The organism is Kitasatospora sp. NPDC059747 (genome assembly GCF_042732955.1).
In the GTDB taxonomy this organism is placed as follows: Bacteria; Actinomycetota; Actinomycetes; order Streptomycetales; family Streptomycetaceae; genus Kitasatospora.
Genome location: NZ_JBHWGV010000031.1, coordinates 20,814 through 41,155, shown reverse-complemented (window position 1 = coordinate 41,155; position 20,342 = coordinate 20,814). Strand labels below are relative to the sequence as shown.

19 protein-coding genes and 1 tRNA gene are annotated in these 20,342 nt (G+C 74.8%); 10 read left to right on the top strand and 10 right to left on the bottom strand.

The window, feature by feature from the left end:
- Window positions 1-80: 80 nt before the first annotated feature.
- Window positions 81-154: transfer RNA gene (locus ACFV4G_RS16250), tRNA-Asp, on the bottom strand.
- Between the two features lie 120 nt (window positions 155-274).
- The gene (gene hrpA, locus ACFV4G_RS16245) at window positions 275-4,258 is read right to left on the bottom strand and encodes an ATP-dependent RNA helicase HrpA (protein ID WP_380440675.1); all 3,984 of its coding nucleotides are present in this window, start codon (window positions 4,256-4,258) and stop codon (window positions 275-277) included.
- A gap of 199 nt (window positions 4,259-4,457) precedes the next feature.
- Here hrpA and ACFV4G_RS16240 point away from each other — a divergent pair, with 199 nt between their 5' ends.
- The 3 genes from ACFV4G_RS16240 to ACFV4G_RS16230 all read left to right on the top strand — a co-directional run bounded on the left by ACFV4G_RS16240 (window position 4,458) and on the right by ACFV4G_RS16230 (window position 7,212).
- Entirely contained in the window at window positions 4,458-4,979 is a 522-nt protein-coding gene (locus ACFV4G_RS16240) for a SigE family RNA polymerase sigma factor (protein WP_380440673.1), read from the top strand.
- On the top strand, window positions 4,976-5,911 hold the full coding sequence (locus tag ACFV4G_RS16235) for a hypothetical protein (protein WP_380440671.1): 936 nt from the start codon (window positions 4,976-4,978) through the stop codon (window positions 5,909-5,911). The genes ACFV4G_RS16240 and ACFV4G_RS16235 overlap by 4 nt, the downstream gene beginning before the upstream one ends.
- A gap of 113 nt (window positions 5,912-6,024) precedes the next feature.
- Window positions 6,025-7,212, top strand: coding sequence for a serine hydrolase domain-containing protein (locus tag ACFV4G_RS16230; protein WP_380440669.1), 1,188 nt, complete (start codon window positions 6,025-6,027; stop codon window positions 7,210-7,212).
- Between the two features lie 15 nt (window positions 7,213-7,227).
- Here ACFV4G_RS16230 and ACFV4G_RS16225 read toward each other — a convergent pair whose 3' ends face one another.
- Window positions 7,228-8,205 (bottom strand): LysR family transcriptional regulator, encoded by a 978-nt coding sequence (locus tag ACFV4G_RS16225; protein ID WP_380440668.1) that lies wholly within the window; start codon window positions 8,203-8,205, stop codon window positions 7,228-7,230.
- 165 nt (window positions 8,206-8,370) lie between these two features.
- On the opposite strand from ACFV4G_RS16225, the gene ACFV4G_RS16220 reads away from it, so the two are divergent.
- Window positions 8,371-9,291, top strand: coding sequence for a zinc-binding dehydrogenase (locus ACFV4G_RS16220; protein ID WP_380440666.1), 921 nt, complete (start codon window positions 8,371-8,373; stop codon window positions 9,289-9,291).
- A 23-nt stretch (window positions 9,292-9,314) separates the two neighbouring features.
- The gene (locus ACFV4G_RS16215) at window positions 9,315-10,379 is read left to right on the top strand and encodes an alpha/beta hydrolase family protein (protein WP_380440664.1); all 1,065 of its coding nucleotides are present in this window, start codon (window positions 9,315-9,317) and stop codon (window positions 10,377-10,379) included.
- Between the two features lie 24 nt (window positions 10,380-10,403).
- Here the strand turns inward: ACFV4G_RS16215 and mpaP are convergent, their stop codons facing one another.
- From mpaP to ACFV4G_RS16180, 7 genes are all read right to left on the bottom strand, one after another.
- Window positions 10,404-12,041 carry a daptide biosynthesis intramembrane metalloprotease gene (mpaP, locus tag ACFV4G_RS16210; RefSeq protein WP_380440662.1) on the bottom strand — a complete coding sequence of 546 codons (1,638 nt, stop codon included), beginning with the start codon at window positions 12,039-12,041 and terminating at the stop codon, window positions 10,404-10,406.
- A gap of 1 nt (window position 12,042) precedes the next feature.
- On the bottom strand, window positions 12,043-12,795 hold the full coding sequence (locus ACFV4G_RS16205; RefSeq protein WP_380440660.1) for an ABC transporter permease: 753 nt from the start codon (window positions 12,793-12,795) through the stop codon (window positions 12,043-12,045).
- A complete protein-coding gene (locus ACFV4G_RS16200) occupies window positions 12,792-13,523 on the bottom strand; it encodes an ABC transporter ATP-binding protein (RefSeq protein ID WP_380440658.1) in 732 nt (243 codons plus the stop codon). The genes ACFV4G_RS16205 and ACFV4G_RS16200 overlap by 4 nt, the downstream gene beginning before the upstream one ends.
- A gap of 28 nt (window positions 13,524-13,551) precedes the next feature.
- A complete protein-coding gene (locus ACFV4G_RS16195) occupies window positions 13,552-13,710 on the bottom strand; it encodes a hypothetical protein (protein ID WP_380440656.1) in 159 nt (52 codons plus the stop codon).
- A gap of 149 nt (window positions 13,711-13,859) precedes the next feature.
- Window positions 13,860-14,018: a hypothetical protein gene (locus ACFV4G_RS16190; protein ID WP_380440654.1), complete on the bottom strand. Its 159-nt coding sequence runs from the start codon at window positions 14,016-14,018 to the stop codon at window positions 13,860-13,862.
- 67 nt (window positions 14,019-14,085) lie between these two features.
- On the bottom strand, window positions 14,086-14,253 hold the full coding sequence (locus tag ACFV4G_RS16185; RefSeq protein ID WP_380440652.1) for a hypothetical protein: 168 nt from the start codon (window positions 14,251-14,253) through the stop codon (window positions 14,086-14,088).
- Window positions 14,254-14,335: 82 nt separating this feature from the next.
- Window positions 14,336-14,485: a hypothetical protein gene (locus ACFV4G_RS16180; RefSeq protein WP_380440650.1), complete on the bottom strand. Its 150-nt coding sequence runs from the start codon at window positions 14,483-14,485 to the stop codon at window positions 14,336-14,338.
- A 257-nt stretch (window positions 14,486-14,742) separates the two neighbouring features.
- Here ACFV4G_RS16180 and mpaB point away from each other — a divergent pair, with 257 nt between their 5' ends.
- Genes mpaB through ACFV4G_RS16155 form a run of 5 tightly spaced genes read left to right on the top strand, consistent with a single transcriptional unit; the run spans window position 14,743 to window position 20,309 of the window.
- A complete protein-coding gene (mpaB, locus tag ACFV4G_RS16175; protein ID WP_380440648.1) occupies window positions 14,743-15,783 on the top strand; it encodes a daptide biosynthesis RiPP recognition protein in 1,041 nt (346 codons plus the stop codon).
- Window positions 15,780-16,583: a daptide-type RiPP biosynthesis methyltransferase gene (gene mpaM, locus ACFV4G_RS16170; protein WP_380440646.1), complete on the top strand. Its 804-nt coding sequence runs from the start codon at window positions 15,780-15,782 to the stop codon at window positions 16,581-16,583. Before mpaB ends, mpaM begins: the two co-directional genes overlap by 4 nt.
- Window positions 16,580-17,848, top strand: coding sequence for a daptide-type RiPP biosynthesis aminotransferase (gene mpaD, locus ACFV4G_RS16165; RefSeq protein WP_380440644.1), 1,269 nt, complete (start codon window positions 16,580-16,582; stop codon window positions 17,846-17,848). The genes mpaM and mpaD overlap by 4 nt, the downstream gene beginning before the upstream one ends.
- Window positions 17,845-19,011: an iron-containing alcohol dehydrogenase gene (locus tag ACFV4G_RS16160; RefSeq protein WP_380440642.1), complete on the top strand. Its 1,167-nt coding sequence runs from the start codon at window positions 17,845-17,847 to the stop codon at window positions 19,009-19,011. Before mpaD ends, ACFV4G_RS16160 begins: the two co-directional genes overlap by 4 nt.
- Window positions 19,008-20,309 (top strand): YcaO-like family protein, encoded by a 1,302-nt coding sequence (locus ACFV4G_RS16155; RefSeq protein ID WP_380440640.1) that lies wholly within the window; start codon window positions 19,008-19,010, stop codon window positions 20,307-20,309. The genes ACFV4G_RS16160 and ACFV4G_RS16155 overlap by 4 nt, the downstream gene beginning before the upstream one ends.
- Window positions 20,310-20,342: the final 33 nt, after the last annotated feature.

Here is a 20,342-nt window from a genome sequence, read left to right as displayed (position 1 = left end):
TGTGGGGGGGGTGGTGTCTCCCACCCCCAGCCCCGCCCCCCCCACCCCCCCCCCCCGCCCCCCCCCCCCCCCCACTGCGGCGATCCCGACGGGACTTGAACCCGCGACCTCCACCTTGACAGGGTGGCGAGCTAACCAACTGCTCCACGGGACCAGAGTTTTCTGATCTCGTTCACTCGCTTGCCGCGCTGCGAACAAGACAGATCGTAGCCCATGGTGGGCCCCCAGGTCGAACTGGCTCCTGAGGGCCCCACCCCCGGCCACCGGCGGGAACTCAGAGCGCGGCCCGCGCCGCCTCCATCGCCTTCATGATCCGCTTCTCCGACACCGGGGTCGGCGTGCCCAGCGACTGCGCGAAGAAGCTGACCCGCAGCTCCTCGATCATCCAGCGGATGGCCCGCACCTCCGCGGACGGCTGCCGCCCGGCCGGGACGGCCGCCAGCAGCTCCCCGTAGGCCTGCTGCACCTGCTGGACCTTCAGCAGCTGCTGGGCGTCCCGCTGCGGGTGGTTGGGCAGCGCCTCCAGCCGGCGGTCCACCGCCAGCAGGTAGCGCTTGAGGTCCGGCAGGCGCTGCCAGCCGGTGTCCGTCACGAAGCCCGGGTGGACGAGCGAGGCCAGGTGCAGCCGGACGTCGTTCACCGCGTTCAGCAGCACCGGGCTGCCGACCGTCCGCAGCCGGGTCGAGGCCTTGTGGAAGGCGATCAGCGCGGTGGCCGTCTTCAGCGTGGCGTCCGCGGACAGGTCGTACAGGTCCGCGCGCACCTTGTCGTGCAGCTTGCCGAAGGCCGCCTCGTCCCAGGCCGGGCCGCCGCCCAGGGTCATCAGGCGGTCCGTCGCGCAGGCCACCACGTCCTCGAACAGGGCGGTGATCGAGCCGTGCGGGCTGTGCGAGAGCGCCAGCTTGGCCTGGTTGCCCAGGCGGCCCTGGATCGACTTGGCCGGCGAGTTGGTGGTCAGCATCAGCAGCCGCCTGGTGCCGTCCCACATCGCCCGCTCCTGGGCCTCCGGGGTGTCGAACAGCTTCACACCGACCGACTGCCCCTCGTCCACCAGCGCCGGGTAGGCGCGCAGCGAGTGGCCGCGCGAGCGCTGCTCGAACGTGCGCTGGAGCACCGGCAGGCCGGCCGGCCAGGCGGTCAGCCCGCCCTGCTCGATGCCCTGGCCGGAGGCCGCCGAGGACAGCGTCTCCTTGAGCTTCGGCTTGAGCCGCAGCCGCAGTTCCTCCAGGTCCTTGGACTCGGCGAGCTTGCGGCGGCCGTCCACGACCCGGAAGGTGACCTTGAGGTGGTCCGGCACCCGGTCGTCGTCCCAGGCCTCCGGCGGGACGGTCACGGCCGTCAGGCGCTTGAGCGCGTGCTCCAGGGACGGGAGCAACGGCTCCTGGCGGTCCTTCACCGCGCGCAGCGCGGCCTTGGCGAAGTCCGGCGCGGGCACGAAGTTGCGCCGGACCGCCTTCGGCAGCGACTTGATCCACGCGGTGACGAGCTCCTCGCGCAGGCCCGGGATCTGCCAGTCGAAGCCCTCCGCGGTGACCTGGTTGAGCACCGGCAGCGGGATGTGGACGGTCACGCCGTCCGCGTCGCTGCCCGGCTCGAACTGGTAGGTCAGCGTGAAGCGGAGCTTGCCCTGCTGCCAGTGGTCCGGGTAGTCGGCCTCGGTGACGCCGTCCGCGGCGTCGTTGATCAGCATCGACTTCTCGAAGCTGAGCAGGTCCGGCTGCTCGTGCCGGGCCTTCTTCCACCACGCGTCGAAGTGCCGGGTGGAGACGACGTCCTCGGGCAGCCGGGCGTCGTAGAAGTCGAAGAGGGTCTGGTCGTCGACCAGGATGTCGCGCCGGCGGGCCCGGTTCTCCAGCTCCTCGACCTCGCCGAGCAGCCTGCGGTTCTCCGCGAAGAACTTGTGGTGGGTCTCCCAGTCGCCCTCCACCAGCGCGTTGCGGATGAACAGCTCGCGGCACAGCTCCGGGTCGATCTTCCCGTAGTTGATCTTGCGCTGGGCGACGATCGGCATCCCGTAGAGCGTCACCCGCTCGTAGCCGAGGACGGCGCCGGCCTTCTTCTCCCAGTGCGGCTCGCTGTAGCTGCGCTTGAGCAGGTGGCCGGCCAGCGGCTCGACCCACTCCGGCTCGATCTTCGCGTTGATCCTCGCCCACAGCCTGGACGTCTCGACCAGCTCGGCCGACATCACCCAGCGCGGCGGCTTCTTGAACAGGCCGGAGCCCGGGAAGACCGCGAACCTGGCGCCGCGCGCGCCGCCGTACTCGCGCTTCTCCACGTCGAACAGGCCGATGTGGGAGAGCAGCCCGGCGAGCAGCGACTGGTGGATCCGGTCCGCGTCCGGCTCGGCGTCCGGATGCGGCTCCTCGATCGTCACCCCCAACTGCTTCGCCACCGTGCGCAGCTGGGTGTAGATGTCCTGCCACTCCCGTATGCGCAGGTAGTTGAGGAACTCCGCCTTGCACATGCGGCGGAAGGCCGAGGACGAGAGCTCCTTCTGCTGCTCCCGGACGTAGCGCCACATCGCCAGGTAGGAGAGGAAGTCGGAGGTCTCCGAGGTGAACCGGCGGTGCCGGTCGTCGGCGGCCTGGCGCTTCTCGGTGGGGCGCTCGCGCGGGTCCTGGATGGACAGCGCGGCGGCGATCACCATGACGTCGCGCACGCAGCCGTTCTTGTCCGCCTCCAGCACCATGCGGGCCATCCGCGGGTCCACCGGGAGCTGCGCCAGCTTGCGGCCGAGCGCGGTGAGGCGCTTGCGCGGGTCCTTCTCGTCCGGGTCCAGGGCGCCGAGCTCGTGCAGCAGGTGCACGCCGTCCTTGATGTTGCGCGAGTCCGGCGGGTCCAGGAACGGGAACGCGGCGATGTCGCCGAGGCCGGCGGCCGTCATCTGCAGGATGACCGAGGCCAGGTTGGTGCGCAGGATCTCGGCGTCGGTGAACTCCGGCCGGGAGAGGAAGTCCTCCTCCGAGTACAGCCGGATGCAGATGCCGTCCGAGGTGCGCCCGCAGCGGCCCTTGCGCTGGTTGGCGCTGGCCTGGCTGACCGCCTCGATCGGCAGCCGCTGCACCTTGGTGCGGTGGCTGTAGCGGGAGATGCGGGCGGTGCCCGGGTCGATCACGTACTTGATGCCGGGGACGGTCAGCGAGGTCTCGGCGACGTTGGTGGCCAGCACGATCCGGCGGCTGCCGGAGCGCTGGAACACCCGGTGCTGCTCGGCCGAGCTCAGCCGGGCGTACAGCGGCAGGATCTCGGTGGACTTCAGCTTCAGGCGGGTGAGCGCGTCGGCGGTGTCGCGGATCTCGCGCTCGCCGGAGAGGAAGACCAGGATGTCGCCCGGCCCCTCGGCCTGGAGCTCCTGGGCGGCCTCGCAGATCGCCTGGATCTGGTCCCGGTCGCGGTCGGCGTCGGTGGAGTCGTCCTCGGCGTCCTCGTCGAGGATCGGGCGGTAGCGGACCTCCACGGGGTAGGTCCGGCCGGAGACCTCGATGATCGGGGCGTCGTTGAAGTGCCGGGCGAAGCGCTCGGGGTCGATGGTCGCGGAGGTGATCACGACCTTGAGGTCCGGGCGGCGCGGCAGCAGCTGCTTGACGTAGCCGAGGATGAAGTCGATGTTGAGGCTGCGTTCGTGCGCCTCGTCGATGATCAGGGTGTCGTACTGGTGCAGGTCCCGGTCGGTCTGGATCTCGGCGAGCAGGATGCCGTCCGTCATCAGCTTGACCAGGGTGTCCTGGCCGACCTGGTCGGTGAAGCGGACCTTCCAGCCGACGGCCTCGCCGAGCGGGCTGCGCAGCTCCTCCGCGACGCGCTCGGCCACCGTGCGGGCCGCGATCCGGCGGGGCTGGGTGTGGCCCACCAGGCCGCGCACGCCCCGGCCGAGCTCCAGGCAGATCTTCGGGATCTGGGTGGTCTTGCCGGAGCCGGTCTCGCCCGCGACGATCACCACCTGGTGGTCCCGGATCGCCGCCAGGATCTCGTCCTTCTTCTGGCTGACCGGGAGCTCGGCGGGATAGGTGATCTTCGGGACGGCGCCCCGGCGCTGCTCGACCAGCAGCTCGGCGCGTTCGATGTCGGCGGCGATCTCGGTGGCGATCTTCTGCCGGGCCTCGGGTTTGCGGACCCGGCGGGCCCCCTCCAGCCGGCGTCCGATCCGCACCTCGTCGCGCAGGGTCAGCTCGGGCAGGCGGGCGGCCAGCTCGCCGATACCGGGGCCCTCCGCGGGAGCGGCGGCGGACTGGACTGCGGGAGAACTCACTGCGGGCATCCCTCTAGGTTCGCAAGGAGGCACGGCGGCGCGCACCTCGGTTTTCGAGCCCCTCCAGTGTCACAGTCGCCGGTGGCGATCCGCGAACGGCGGGTGGCCGGGTCGGTGCGAAAACGCCACGGCGGGCCCGGAGGATTCCGGGCGGGTGCGGGCAACGGTTTCCGGGCGCCCCGGACTCAGGTGGGGTGAGGAGGTGCTCATGGGAGCCCACAAGGCCGCGCGGGACGACGAGTTCCGCGCGTTCACCGGCAGCGCGTGGACGCGGCTGCTGCGCACGGCGTACTTGCTGGCGGGGGACCGGCACGGCGCCGAGGACCTGGTCCAGCAGGCGCTGGAGCGCGCGTACGTGCACTGGAACAAGGTCCGCGCGGCGGACGACCCGAACGCGTACGTGCGCCGGATCCTGGTCAACGAGCACGCCCGGCGGTGGCGGCGGCGCAGACCGGCCGAGTACCTGGTCGAGGCCCCGCCCGACCGGCCCGCCCCGGCCGGGGCCGACCCGGACGACCGGGCCGTGCTGCTCGCCGCGCTCGCCGCCCTGCCGCCGCGCCAGCGCGAGGCGGTGGTGCTGCGGTACTGGGAGGACCTCAGCGAGTCCCAGACCGCGGCGGCGATGGACTGCTCGGTCGGGAACGTGAAGAGCCAGGCGGCCAGGGGGCTGGCCAAGCTCCGGGAGTCCTCCTCGCTGGACGGACTGACCACCATCGGAGGTAGCAGATGAGCACGGAGTCCATGCCCGGGAACGAGCACGCGCCGACGGCGGCGGAGGAGGCCGCCGCCTCGTGGGCGCTGGGCGACCTGGCCGGGAGCATCGAGGCCGACGCGGTGCCGTACGACCGGCTGGTCGCCGGCGGGAGGCGTCGGCTGCGGTGCCGTCGGCTGCTGGCCGGGGCGGCGGCCGCGGCGGCGGTCGTCGCGGTGGCCGGGGTCGCCTCGGCGTTCGGCGGCCACGGGCCGGGGACGGGCGGCGCCGCGGTGGCGGCGGCTCCTTCCACGGCTGCCGCTCCCTCCGCCTCCCCGGCTTCGTCGGGTACGCCGTCCGCCCCGGGCAGCCCGGCCGGGGCCGCGCGGGACCCGTTCACCCCGATCCGCGTCAAGATCGGCGAGGGCAGCGCGAACGGCCACACCTGGCAGGCCTGGGTCGCCGAGTGGCCCGGCCCGGCCACCGAGCAGGACGCCCTCCGGCAGATCGAGACGATGCGGAAGGAACGGACCGCCGCCGACCCGGACCCGCGCTCGCTGCTCCCGCAGGACGCGGCCGGCAACTGGGCCCCGCACAACGACCTGGCGAACCTCTACTACACCGTGGACGGCAAGCGGCAGCCGGACGACTCCGTCCACGTGGTCAACGAGCCGGGCGGACCGTACAAGGGAGGAGTCGCCGGCGTGAGCACGTCGCTGGGCCTCAAGGACGCGGCGGAGTCCGGCCTCCCGCCGGTGGTGGCCGGCGGCGTCGGGCCCGAGGTGGCGAAGGTCGTGATCACCTGGGCGACCGGCGGCTCCACCGAGGCGGTGCCGGTCGCGGCCGGGGACTCCACGCTGCGCTGGTTCGGCCTCATGGCGAAGCCGGGCTCCGGCGTCAAGACCTTCACCACCTACGCCGCGGACGGTTCGGTGCTGCGGACCACCGACCACTGGCTCCGCACCAACTGAGCCGCGGCAGCCCCTTCCCGCCCCGTTCCGCCCCGATCGTCGCCGCCGTCCGCCATCGTGGTGCCGGACGAGTCGATCGACGGACCGTCAGCGGTCCGGAAGGGCGGTGGACGATGAGCGGGTTGTCGAAGGAACGGCTGGAGCGCCTGCACCGGGTGCTGGCCGGGCACGTCGAACGGGGTGCCGTGCCCGGCCTGGTGGCGGCCGTCGCCCGGGACGGCGACGAGCACGTCGAGGTCCTCGGCAGCCACACGGCCGGGGGCGGTGCGCCGGTGCGGCGCGATACGATCTTCCGCATCGCGTCCATGAGCAAGCCCGTCACCGCCGTGGCCGCGCTCACCCTGGTCGAGGAGCGCGTCCTGCGCCTCGACGACCCGCTCGACGACCTGCTGCCCGAACTCGCCGGCCGGCGCGTGCTGCGCCGGCCGGACGGCCCGCTCGACGACACCGAGCCCGCCGCCCGCCCGATCAGCCTGCGCGACCTGCTCACCTTCCGGCTCGGCTACGGACTCACCACGCCGAGCGGCGCCCCGATCGCCGCCGCCATGGCCGAACGCGGCGTCAACGTCCTGCCGCCGCGCGCCGACTACCCAGCGCCGGACGAATTCCTGCGCCGGCTCGGCGAGTTGCCGCTGCTGCACCAGCCCGGGGCCGGCTGGCACTACCACACCGGCTCGGTCGTCCTCGGCATCCTGCTCGCCCGCGCCTGCGGCAAGCCCCTCGGCGACGTGCTGCGCGAGCGCGTCCTCGGCCCCCTCGGCATGCGGGACACCGGCTTCACCGTCCCGGCCGACCGGTTGCACCGGCTCCCCGTCGAGTACTGGCACGACCCCGCCCGCGGCCTCGTCGTCTACGACGACCCCGCCGACAGCGCCTGGTCCCGGCCCGCGGCCCTCGACGACGGCGGCGCCGACCTCGTCTCGACCGTCGACGACTACCTCGCCTTCGCCCGGATGCTCCTCGCCGGCGGCACCCACGGAGACGTCCGGATCCTCTCCCGCCCCACCGTCGAGCTGATGACCACCAACCAGCTCACCCTCGCCCAACTCACCGCCTCCGCACCGCTGCTGGGCCGCGACGAGCTCACCGGCTGGGGCTTCGGCGTCTCCGTCGCCACCACCCGCGACGGCCTGCCCACCCCCGGCCGCTATGGCTGGGACGGCGGCCTCGGCACCACCTGGTTCAACGACCCGAAGGAGCGGCTGACGGGCATCCTGCTCACCCAGCGCATGTTCGACGGCCCCACCCCGCCCGCGGTCGCACGGGACTTCGAGGTGCTCGCGTACCAGGCGGTGGCGTGACGGGGCCAGGGGGTCCTACGGGGTGAGCGCGGCCTCGTCCGGGTCCGGCAGCCAGTCGCGGGCCGGGTCGTACTCCAGCCACCTGCTGCGCCGCGCCTCCTCGGCGAACGCCCGCAGCAGCGGCTGGAGCCGGGGGTGCTGGTCGGCGGCCGCGCCGTCACCCGGGCCGCCCTCGGTGCGCCAGAGCAGCGACCACGCGTACAGCGGCGTCGGCTCGACCAGCGGGACGGTCCGCACGCCCGGACGGTCCGGGAGCGGGACGTCGGCGGGGACGAGGGAGAAGCAGTCCGGGGCGGCGCGGACCTGCTCGACGAAGTGCTCCAGCCCCAGGTTGGTCGAGCCGGCCCGCCGCTCGATGCCGAACCGGTCCGCGAACCTGGTCAGGAAGTCCAGCCGGTCCACCGCCGCCGGGTAGCGCAGCACGCTGCCGCGCAGGTCGGCCGGGCGCAGCACGTCCCGGCCGGCCAGCGGGTGGCCGGCCGACAGCAGCACGTCCACCGGCTCCAGCCGCACCAGCCGGTGCGTCAGCCCCGCGTCCCGGCCCTCCGGCAGCGGGTGCACCCGGCCGAAGCCCGCGTCCGACTCCCCGCGCAGCAGCGCCGCCGCGACCGACGGCAGGTCCCGGCCGGGCACCGGCTCCACCTCCAGCCCCGGCGCGCCGTCCAGCGCCTGCGCGACGGTGCGCATCGGCGCGAACAGGTGACCCCAGACGTCGATCCGCAGCGGCCGGGCGGCGCACGTCACCGCCGCCACCGCCCGGTCCCCCTGGTCGAGCACCCGCCGGGCCGGCTCCAGGAACCGCCGGCCCTCCTCGGTGAGGCCCACGCCCCGGGCGTCCCGGTCCAGCAGCCGCACCCCGAGGGCGCCCTCCAGCCGGGCCACCCGCTTCGACAGCGCCTGCTGGCTGACCCCGAGCCGCCCCGCCGCCCGCCCGAAGTGCGCCTCCTCGGCGGCGGCCACGAACGCCCGCACCTGCGCGAGATCAAGATCCATGAGGCGTCAGCTTAGGGCGTGTCTCTCGGCTCAGGCCGGGTGCCGCCGTTCCCCGGACGACAACCGCCCGTTGTCGGCGGCGCCCGGCGGTTGTTGGACCGGCTCCGGGCCGCCGCGGTGTGCTGGGCCGGTCAACGGGACGCTACGCCGAGAGGGGAGAACGGGATGAAGGCGCTGGTACCGACCGGCCGGGCGGACGCACCGGTCGGGTTCGCGGAGGTCGCGCAGCCGGAGCCGGGACCGGGGGAGGCCCTGGTCAAGGTCGAGGCGTTCTCGGTCAACCGGGGTGAGACCTTCAAGCTGGAGGCCCCCGAGCCGGGCTGGCGGCCGGGCAAGGACGTCGCGGGCCTGGTCGTCCAGGCCGCCGCCGACGGCTCCGGGCCGGGCGTGTGCCGCCGCGTGGTCGGCCACCCGCCCGCGGGCGGCTGGGCCGAGTACGTGCGCGTGCCCACGAGCTCGCTCGCCGAGCTCCCCGACTCCATCGACGCCGTCCGCGCCGCCGCCCTGCCGCTGGCCGGCCTCACCGCGCTGCGCCTGCTCCGCACGGCGGGCGCGCTGGCCGGCCGCCGGGTGCTGCTGACCGGTGCCTCCGGCGGCGTCGGGCACTACTTCACCGAGCTGGCCTCCGCCGCCGGGGCCGAACTGACCGTCGTCGCCGCCTCCCCCGAGCGCGGCCGGCGGCTCGCCGAGCTCGGCGCGGCCGAGGTGGTCCACGAGGTCGGCGCGGCGCGCGGCCCGTACGACCTGGTGCTGGAGTCCACCGGCGGCGACGCCCTGCCGCTCGCCCTCGCCCGGCTGGCCCGGCGCGGCACCCTGATCTGGTTCGGCCAGGCCTCCCGGCGGCCCGCCACGCTCGACTTCTTCGACTTCTTCACCGGCCCGGAGTCCGCGACCCTGCGGCACTTCCACTACGCCGACTCCGACGTGCCCGACGGCCGCGACCTCGCCACCCTGGTCCGCCTGGTCGCGGAGGGCCGCCTGACCCCCGAGCTCGGCCGGGTCGCGCCCTGGACCGAGACCGCCGCCACCCTCACCGACCTGCGCGACCGCCGCATCCGCGGCAAGGCCGTCCTGACCGTCAACTGATCCGCGCCGAAAGGGAACCGACGATGTCCGACGACTCCTTCTTCTCCTTCCTCGACGACCCCGGCTTCCTCGCCGCCTTCGTCGAGGTCAGCCGCCCCCGCGCCCACGGCGCCGGCCTCGACCCGTACGACTACGACCGGGTGACCGCCCCGCTGGCCTCCGCGCACGACTGGCCCGCCGCGTGCGCCGCCGCCGGGCAGCGCCACGCGGAGGCCGCCGGGCGCGCCGCCGCCGAGGGCCGGGGCGTCACCGCCGGCGAGGCGTACCGGACGGCCGCCCGCTGGCACCACGTCGCCGGGTGGCTCCCGCACCCCGACCGCGAGGCCGCCGCCCGGACCGCCGCCGACGCGGACGAGGCCATGCGGCGGGCGCTGGCCCACCTCGACCCGGCGGCGGAACGGGTCGAGGGCGACGGCTTCGCGGGCTGGCTGCGCCGCCCGTCCGGCGGCCCGGCGGCACCCCGGCCGGTCGTGCTGGTCGTGCCGGGGATGGACTCCGGCAAGGAGGAGTTCCACGCCGTCGTCGAGGCCCTGCTGGCCCGCGGCTCGGCCGTCCTCGCGATCGACGGCCCCGGCCAGGGCGTCCTCGCTGCCGGCAGCGTCCCCGAACCGGACTACCACCGCGTCGTCGGCCGCGCGATCGACGCCCTCGCCGGCCGCGACGGCCTGGACCCCGACCGGATCGCGGTCGTCGGCCTGAGCCTCGGCGGCTACTACGCGGCCACGGCCGCCGCCCACGAGCCGCGCGTACGGGCCGCCGCACTGGTCAGCGGCCCGTACCGGCTGGCGTGGGACGAGCTCCCCCCGTTCGTCCGCGCGACCCTCGTCCAGCGCTGCGGCGGCCCCGAGGCCGCCCGCGCGTTCGCCGCCCGGCTGGACGTGACGGGCCTGGTGCCCGCGCTGACCGTGCCGGTCCTCGTCGTCGAGGGCGGCGAGGACGTGATCCCGGGCGTTACCAACGCGACCCCCCTCGCCGCCGAGGCCCCCGCCGCCGAGCTCCTCCTCGTCCCGCACGGCAACCACCTGCTGGGCACCGCCCTCCCCGACTGGCTCCCCACCACGGCCGACTGGCTCACGGGCCGTCTGTAGGGCGGGGATTCCCCGGAGGCGACGTCAGCCGTCGACCACGAGTCGCCACGGGTCGAGCACGGCCGCTCTGGCCAGGTGGGTCAGGAGGTCCGTGCTCCCGGTCGCAACGACCGCCATGCCCTGGTCCCCCGGTTCGGCGCCGGTGGGGCGGGAGAGCGTGTACACCTTCGCCGACAGCGAGCCGGGGATCCCCGTGACCGGGAGGAAGGGCTCCGCCGGGACGGTCTCCGTGCCCATGGAGGTTCCGGTGACCGCGGTGCCGACGGGCTGTCGCCCGAGGATCCCCAGGTGCATGAGGGAGACCTCGCCACCCGGCTGGGGGGCGCGGACTCCCGGTGCGTCCGGGAGCAGCAGACGGACGCCGTCGCCGGTGACGGTGTAGGCGCCGTACTCGGTCTCGGTGTACGGGCGGGCGTGTGCGAGGCCGGCGAGGACCGCCGCGCCCGCGCCCAGGGCGAGCAGACCGCGCAAGGGGGTGCGGGCGCCGCTCGCACGGTAGGCGTGGAACAGCCGGACCGCGATGTGGAGGGCCAGCGCGGCGAGGAGGCACAGCCAGGACAGCGCCCCCATCGGCCCGAAGCCGATCAGGGCCGCCCGCCCGGCGATGAGCAGGTTGCCGAGCAGCAACCAGGGGAAGAGCAGGCAGACGGCCCCGTACACGGCCCAGCCGTCGGCCAGGGTGCGGGCGGGCCGGGGTCCGCCGAAGGCCACCCAGCCGGCGAGGGCACGGACGTCGGCCATGCTCTTCTCCCGCAGGTTCGGGATGTCCACCCACGCCATGAGGGCGATGTAGCCGTCGAGCTTGATGAACGGCAGCAGGTTGAACAGCCCCGCGAACGTGGTCATCGTCGCGCACACGCCGAGCAGGTCGCAGGCGGCGCCGGCGGTGACCGCCGAGCCCAGCGCGAGCACGCCCGCGCAGCCGAGCTGGCAGGTGACCCCGGCCAGCGCGACCATGACCCGCTGGCGGCGGTCGCGCAGCCGCCACACGTCGGTGACGTCGCAGAACATCGCCGGCGTCAGGTACAGCAGCATGACGCCGATCCGGCGGGCGTGCCCGCCGTACCGGGCGAGGCAGGCGCCGTGGGCGAGTTCGTGCAGGCCGTTGACCGCGATCACGACGCCCATGGCGATCGCCCAGTACTGCCAGGGCTGGGGCCGCCAGGCGGCCTCGGAGATCCGGACGGCGCCGGAGAGGACCACCGCCAGCCCGGCGAACACGGCGGCACCGCACAGCGCGGTGCTCACCCGGTTGGCCATCAGCCGGGGCAGCGGGCGGCCCGGAGCGAGGAAGCCCGGGCGCCGGAACACCGTGAACTGCAGGGCGGCCGGGCGGCGGTACTGGAAGCGGCCGTTGCCCGGGCTCTCGGGGGCGGTGCCGGTCAGCAGCCCGAGGTCGGTGAAGCGGCGCAGCGCGGTGTCGAGCACCTCCGCCGGGACGGACGGGGCCAGGTCGGCCCGGAGCCGGTCCAGGTCACGGGTGCCGTCGAGGCCCTGGAGGAGGGTGGCGGCGCCGGCGCCGAGGCGGGTGAACCGGCCCGAGTCGTGGTCGGCGGCCGTCCAGGCCCGCTCGCCGTTCTCCGGTGCGATGAGCTCGATCCCGGGCCGCACCTGCGGCCTGGTGGGGACGTCCGGGACGGGTGCGGCAGTGGCGGTCCCCATGTCAGTTCGGCTCCGCCGTGCGCTCCCGGAACACCGCACCGAAAAGGGCCGCCGCGATGTAGCCGAGGAGCAGGGCCAGCGCGGCCCAGCCGGGCAGCGGCGCGGTCAGCTCGGGGTCGTGCAGCAGGGACAGCTGGGTGCCGCCGGGCAGGAAGCGCCCGAAGTCGGGGAGCGCGACGATCACGACGGCCTCGATGCCGCTGGTGTACGCGACGACGGCGAGCACGGTGGCGACCTGGTTGCGGATCAGGTAGCCGAGGGCCACCCCCCAGGGGCCGGCGAGGGTGCTGACCAGCACGATCGTCAGCAACAGCCGCCACACCTCCCAGGTGTTGACGGGGGCGTGGCCGAAGCCGGCCGCGATGGCGGTGCTCACGAGCGCGGACAGCACGCCGACCGGGAGGCCGACGGCCACCGAGGCCGCCGCCTTGGCGGCGAGCACCCGCGTCCGGTCCGGCGTGACCAGGTAGGTGCGGGTCCAGGTGCGGTGCCGGTACTCCCCGGTGACCAGGAGCGAGCCGGTGATGGTGGCGAACAGCAGCCCGGCGAAGCCCTGGCGGATGACGGCCAGTGCCGCCTCCTCGGCCGGCATGGCCGCCTCGGTGGCGTGCCGGGCCGAGCCGATGGCGGCCAGGGCGATCAGGGCGAGGCCGGTGCCGACGGTGTAGAGCAGGCCGCGGCCGGCGCGCAGCTTGCGCAGCTCGGTGCGCAGGACGGTGGTGAACCGGGCGGGGTGGGTGGGTCCGGCGTTCACGCGGCGGCCCCCTCGGTGTCGCGGGTGCCGTCCAGGAGGTGGTGGAACGCGTCGTCCAGGCTGGCGTGGGCGTCGTCGAGCAGGCCGTCCAGCGGGCCCGCGTACCGGACCGTCCGGTCGAGCACGACCACGTGGTCCGCGGTGCGCTGGACCTCGTCCAGGCTGTGGCTGGAGACGAGCACGGCGCCGCCCCCTTCGGCGAAGGAGCGCAGGAAGCCGCGCAGCCAGCGGATCCCGTCCGGGTCAAGGCCGTTGGCGGGCTCGTCCAGGACCAGGATCCGGGGCGAGCCCACCAGGGCGCAGCCGAGCGAGAGCCGCTGGCGCATGCCGAGGGACAGCACGTCGATCCGGCGGTACTCGGCTTCCTCCAGGTCGATCGTCCGCAGGACCTCGTCGACGGCCCCGGGCGGGGCGCCGACGGCTTCGGCGACCAGGCTCAGCTGGGCCCGCACGGTGAGCGCGGGATGTCCGGGGACGTCGGTGACCGCCGCGCCCACGACCCTTGCGGGGCAAGGGAGTTCGCGGTACGGGACCCCGTCGATCAGCGCGCTGCCGGAGGTGGGGGCGGTCAGCCCGAGCAGCATCCGGAGCGTGGTGGACTTGCCGCACCCGTTGCGCCCGAGGAGGGCGGTGACGCTGCCGGCGGTGACCTCGAAGGAGACCCGGTCCACGGCGCGGAATCCGCCGTATTCCTTGGTCAGATCTGTGCAGACGATCAGAGGCTTCAAAATGTGGCTCCAGATGGAGCCCGGGCGGTCAGTTCCTGCGGGCCATGACGGCCAACGCGGCCACGCACTCGACGCCGACGAGCACCCAGAGGCCGGTCTGAAGCGGGCCGTCGGTGTGCCGGGCGAGAAGGCTGGTGAGGAGTATGGCCAGGCTGACGATGCCCAGGCTTACGTAAAAGCTTCGCATGGTCGGTCGGAGGTGCGCCGCCATGGTTGGAACCGGAGCACCCCCAGCTCCTTTCGGACATGAGGTGGCGGTGCATCGGTCTCGCAGCGCCTGCTGTGGCGGCGGGCGCAGGGTCGCCCCCGTCGCCCGCCCCCACAGCCTACGGTGGATCAGGTGATGCTCAGGCCAATGACGAAGGCCGCGCCACCGAGGGCGGTGATCTGCGTGACGTCATGGGCGGTGTCCAGCCAGCCCGGGGCGGCGAGGGTGTCGAGCTCCTCGACCGCGAAGTCCGCGGCCTCCGGCTGGGCGGTGATGTCCTGGTTCACTGGTTCTCCTTGACTGGTCGACCGGTCGACCGGTCGATCGGTGGGATTTCTCGGGTGTCGACCGCGGTCAGGTCAGGGCGATGACGCCGGCCGCCTCGAGGATGGCGGCGCCGCCGCCGACGATGGTGATGCCGGTCCCGAGGCCGTCCATGAAGCCGGGGGCGTCCAGCTCCTCCAGGGGCTCGACCGCGAAGTCGGGGCGGGTGGCCGGATCCTGGTCCTGGTTCTGCTGCATGTGATTCTCCAATTGGCAGTCGTTTATCGGGCGTGGTCTATCGGGCGTGGTCCATCAGATGTGGTCCATCGGGTGTCGCTCGTCAGGTCGCGAGGATTCCCGCGCTGATGCCGGCGCCGACCGCGAAGCCGGCCCAGGTCTCCTTGTCCCAGCCGAGGAAACCCGGCGCGTCGAGCATTTCCAGCTCTTCGACGTCGAATTCCGGCAGGTTCTCAAACTCGACAGCGGGCATTCCGTGCCTCCAGTCCGGTTGCGGTGTTGCTCCCAATCCTGGCCCCCGGTGCGGCCGGTGGGAACACCTTGCGGTTTTTGCTTCGGGGATCGCTACGTGTCCGACGGCTCTTCGCTGCGGAGGCGCGGACAAATACCTGTGGTCGACTCCAGGGTCGTTCAACGGTGTTCCCGATGGGCTTTCCGGCCGTACGTTCGTCCTGATCGGGCACGCCGGGAAAAGGCGGCGCCGGCGGCAATCGGAGAGGGAGAACAGCGGTGGAGGAAAAGCTCCGCGAGGGCGTGGACCGGCTCTGTGAATGGTTCGCCGGCGACACGGCGCCGGACCGGCGGAATCCGGGCGGCGTGCTGGTCGAGCCGGGCGGCGACGTGGACCCGGTGCTCGCCGCCGGCCTGGTCGCTCCCGGGGCCTGGCTGTTCGCGGAGGACGCCGACGGCGGTGGCACCGGGGTGCCCGGGATCTCCGTCGGGGGCGGCCTGGCGCACCCGGGTGACGAACTGTCGGTGGCCGACGAGGTCTACGTGCAGACCTTCGACTACTGCTCGCTGCCGTACCTGTCGATCGCGGGTCCGACGGTCGTGCGGATCACCGGCGAGGCGGACCACGCGGCGTTCCTCGCCGACGCGGACCGGGCGGCGCACGGCGGCGTCTGGGCCGCCGCGCTCGGCCACTCCTCCGTCCACCCGGCCGACATCGGCGCCCTGGCGGCGCCCGCCCGCCGGCCGGGCACCGGGCGGCTGTACGTCACGACGGACGGAACGGTCCGCACCGGGATCGGCGGCAGCGACCTGGCCCGGGTGGAGGACGGCGCGGAGGCGGTGGCCATGGCCCTGGCCGCGCACGGCGGCGATCCCACGCTCGACGGCGTGCTGGAGCGGTCCGTCCTGCTGGCCGGCGCGGCCTCCCGGCCCTGGCTCGGCCGCTACCTCCGGGCGCTCGACGTCCGCCGGCGGCTGGCCGGCCGGTTCGGCGGCGAGCCGACGGTGTCCGGGTTCGGCGTGCGCCTCACCCCCGGGCTGCCGACGGCGCCGGTCGAGGCCGTGGACGCGCCGCTGATCACCGAACACGACGGCACCTGCTACGCCGTGCCGGCCGACGGCTCCCGGCTGTTCCGGCTCGGACGGGACTCCGCCCGGCTGCTGGAGGTCTTCGCGGTGCTGGACGAGGCGGAGCAGGCCGCGGCCGAAGCCGCCCGGCTGTTCCAGGTGACCCCGTCCCGGGCGGCGGAACTGCACGCCGACCTGACCGCCCGCCTCGGCGGCAGCGGCTCGCCGGCCCGTGCGGAGGGCGACCGATGAGCACCGGCACCATCGAACCGGCGGCGCTGCCCGGCCTGGCCGGCCGGATCGCCGCCGCCCTCGGCACCTCGCTCACCGTCACCGACATGTACGGACCCCTGGGCGGGCCGGTGTACCACCGGCTCACCGTCCACGACACCAGCGAGATCCCCGATCTGCTCACCCGGCTGCGCGGCGTGTCCGGCCCGGTCCTCGAACTCGCCTGCGGCTCCGGCCGGCTGACCATCCCGATGCTCGCCGCAGGGCACCGGGTCACCGCGCTGGACCTGTCCGCCTCCCTGCTCGCCGAGCTGACCCGGCGCCTCGCCGACCCCGCCGCCCGGCACCTGGCGCAGCGGCTGGAGACCGTCGAGGCCGACATGTTCGAGCTGGACCTGGGCCGGACCTTCCGGGCCGCGGTCCTCGGCACCACCACCATCGGACTGGTGCCGCCCGAGGTACGACCGGCGTTCCTGCGCCGTGTCCACGACCACCTGGAGCCCGGGGGCGAGTTCGTCCTCAGCCTCCACCCCCCGGCGGCCGCGGCCACCGAGGCCGTGCACCCCATGACCACCGCCGACGCCGTGGACTTCCTCGTCGAGTACCAGGAACCGCACCTGCAGCGCCGCCGGGTGGCCGTCCTGCACCTCGGGCGCGAGGGCCGGCCCCTGCTGCTGACCTCCACCGTCCACACGCCCGACCTGGACACGCTCCGGCAGGAGCTGTCCGACGCCGGGTTCCCGGCCGTCGAAGTCCACCCCGTGCGCCGGATGGCCGAGGGCTCGCCCCTGTTCGTGCTGACCGCCAGGAGGCCCGCGTGACCACCGTGAACACCTATCCGCTCTGGGAGTTCCTGCTCCCGCCCAGCGAGTTCGGCCGGGTCGACCGCCGGGCCACCGGCGCCCGCGGCACCCGGCTGCGCTTCGCCGACGGCACCGAGGTGCTGGATGCCACCAGCGGCCTGTGGAACGTCAACCTCGGCTACGGCAACGACGCGATCGGCGACGCGATCGCCGCCACCGGCCGGGACGCCTCCTACCTCAGCCTGTTCCGCTACTCGCACGACTACGCGGTCAGGGCCGCCGAGGACCTGGTGGCCGCCGCCGGAACGGCCTACCGGCGCGCCGTGTTCTCCACCTCCGGCGGGGCGGCGAACGACCTCGCGATGAAGCTCGCCCGGCAGTACGCGGTGCTCCGGGGCCAGCCGGAGCGCAAGCTCGTCGTCGGCCTGCGCGGCAGCTACCACGGGCTGACGTACGGGGCCCACTCCCTCACCGGGGAGGCGCTCGACCAGCAGCTGTACGGCGTCGACCTGCGCAACGTCCGGCACGTCGACCCGGCGGACCCGGAGGAACTCGAGCGGTTCATGGCCCGCCACGGCTCCCGCGTCGCCTCGCTGGTGTGCGAGCCGGTCCTCGGGTCCGGGGCGCACCCGCTGTCCGACGCCTTCGTCGAGGCCATGATCAGGCTGCGGCGCGAGCACGGGTTCCTGCTGGTCGCGGACGAGGTGGCGACCGGCTTCGGCCGGACCGGCCCGCTGTTCGCCAGCTCGCGCTGGGCCGAGGCACCGGACCTGCTCCTCACCTCCAAGGGCCTGACCAACGGCAGCTGCGCCGCCTCGGCCGTGCTCGTCTCGCACGCCGTCGCCGAGGGGTTCGAGCGGCGGGACGCGATCCTGGTCCACGCCGAGACCCAGGCCGGCAGCCCCGCCAGCTGCGCCGCGGTCTCGGCCACGCTCCGGCAGTTCGACGAGCTCGACGCCCTGGCCGCCGGCGCACGGACCGCCGCCGCCCTGGACGCGCTCCTCGCCGAACTGACCGACCGGCTGCCGCTGGTGGCCAGGACCACCGGCGTCGGCTGCTTCCGCGCCCTGCACCTGCGCGACGCCGACGGCGACCCGCTGGACGGCCGGGCCGTCCAGGGCGCGATCGCGGCGATCCGCTCGCACGGCGCCCTGGTCTACCCCGGCCCCGGCGCCGTCCAGCTCATCCCGGTCCTCACCAGCACGGAGCAGGACCACGCCGACCTGGCCGAGGCGGTGGCCGAGGGCCTCGCCGAGACCTCCCGACGGGTGGGGCACCGGTGACCGGCGGGACCGAACGCCCCGGGCCGCCGGCGGTCTGGCGCCAGCGCACGCAGATCCACTTCGGCGAGGGCGCGCTGGCCGAGGTGTGGCGGCGGGTCCGCTCCCACCGGACGGTCCTCGTCGTGGACGCCGACCAGCCCGGTCTCGCCGAATCGCTCCCCCACGACGGGGAGGTGATCCGCGTCGACCCCCTGGCCGGTGACCTGGACAGCGCCGTCGTCCTCGCCGGGCAGCTGCGCGAGTTCGAGCGCGTGGTCGTGGTCGGCGGCGGCGCGGTGCTGGACCAGGCCGCACTGGCCCGGCTGTTCACCGCCGCCCCCGGCACGCCGACGCGGATCCGGCTCGGCGGTCCCCGTCCCGGACTGGTGCACGGCGGCCCGGCCGAACCGCTCGCCGGACCGTACCCGGAGCTCGTCGCGGTCCCGACCACCGTCGGCACCGCCGCCGAGGTGAGCTGCGCCGCCACGGTGCTGGTCGAGGGCCGCCGCAAGCTCGTCATGCATCCCCTGCTGTCCGCCGACACGGCGGTGCTGGACCCGGTCGCGACCGCCTCCCTCCCGGGCCCCCTCCTGCGGGAGGGGACGCTGGAGGCGATGATGCGCATGGCCAACGCCTACCTGACGATTCCCGGAAGGCGCTGCCCGGCGGCGGCCGAGACCGAGGCCCGCGACCTGCTGCGGGAACTCGCGGCAGCCGGGAGCACCGGACGGCCGGCGGCCGAGGTCGCCGTGCTGAGCGCGCGGACCGTCCTCGGGCTGAGCATGGTCGGCCGCGACCCCTTCGCCGCGAAGACCTGGTTCCTGGCCAACGAGCTGTCCGCGAGCGCGGGCGTGCGCAAGATGGCCGCCACCGCCGCCGTCCTGCCCGTGGTGTGGCGCCGGATCATGGCCGGCGACGCCAGGCTCGGCGACCGGGAACGGCTCCGGCAGGCCTGGGACGCCGTCAGGGCCGGAGCGCCCGGGCTGGCGGACGACCCCGTCCGCGGCATCAGGACGCTGGCGGCCGACTGGGGCGTCGACGCGTTCGCCGGCCCCGCGCCCGCGCCCGCCGACCTGGCCAGGGCGGCCGCCCGCGCCTGGGGCGGCGGCCTGCCCATGCTGGCCGGCTTCACCGTCCACGAGCTCACCGAACTGTACGCCGAGGTCCTCGAGGCAGCCCCGTGATCGACTTCATCGCCACGCTCGACCCGCACAACGGCCTGGCCGCGGCCGGCGCGCTCCGCCCGCCCCGCCTGCCGGACGAGCCGCTCTGGCAGGGCCTGGTGGAACTGCACCCGGCGCGCACCGGGGCCGCCTCCCGCGAAGGTAGCACGCTCGCCCGCGAGGTGGTCGGCGCGTACGGCGCTTCGCGCGGCGACACCCTGGTGCGTGCCGCGGGCGAGGCGGTGGAGCGCTTCGCCCTGTACCCGGCGGGCGACCCGGTGACGGTCGCCTCGGCGGCCGAACTGGCGGGCTCCGCCCTGGACTTCACCCGGGAGGGCGCCGAGCTGGCGGACCCGGCCGCGGCCCGCCGGGAACTGCGCTGGTACCCGGGCCGGTCGCTCGTCGACGGCGGCGGGGTGCACGTCCCGGCGGGCCTGGTCGACTACCCGGCCCACCCGGACGACGCGGCGGGCTTCGACCCGTCCCCGTCGGGAGCCGCCTCCGGAGCGACCCCCGAGCAGGCCCTGCTGTCGGCCCTGCTGGAGGTGATCGAGCGGGACGCGCTCATCACCGCCTGGCAGTGCCGGCTGCCGCTGCCCGTGGCCGACCCGGAGGCCGTCCTGCGGCAGAGCCCGGCGACCCCCGGCCGGCAGCGGCTCCGGCTCGCCCACCGGGCGGCATCCGCCGCCGGACTGCGACCGGTGCTGGCCTGGATCCCCACCGGCCTGCCCGGCGTCCACTGCGCCACCGCCGTGATCGTCGACACGGACGGCCCCGGGCGGCTCGCGGCCGTCGGCGCCTGCGCGTCCGGGGACGCCTGCACCGCTCTGGGCAAGGCCCTGCAGGAAGCCATGCAGATCCGTTCCGCGCTCCGCCTGGTCAACCGCAACGACCCCGCGGACGCGCCGACCGCGCAGCCGCGCACCGAGCTCGAACGCGCGCAGTACTTCGCCTCCGAGCACGGCGCGGCGGCGGTGGCGTCCTGGGCCGCCGGGTTCGTCCCGGAGGAGGCGCGGCTCCTCGCCGACGCCGGAGCGGGTGCCGCACCGGACGGGCTCACCGTCGACGGGCTGGTGCGGGCACTCGCGGAGCAGGGCGTGCGGCCGGTGGCGGTCGACCTCACCCACCGGCTGCCCGAGGCGCTCGTCCGCATGGGCTGGCACGCGGTCAAGATCGTGCCCGAGGGCCTGCAACCCCTGCGGCTGGACGAGTCCTGCGCCTTCAACTGGCACCGCGGCCGGCTCGCGTCCGCAGGCGCCAGGACCGGCCTCACACCCCTCGCACCCGAGGGCCGCCGGGAGCCGCATCCGCTGATCTAGCGCCTTGGCCGGCCCGGGGAGCCCCGGGCCGGC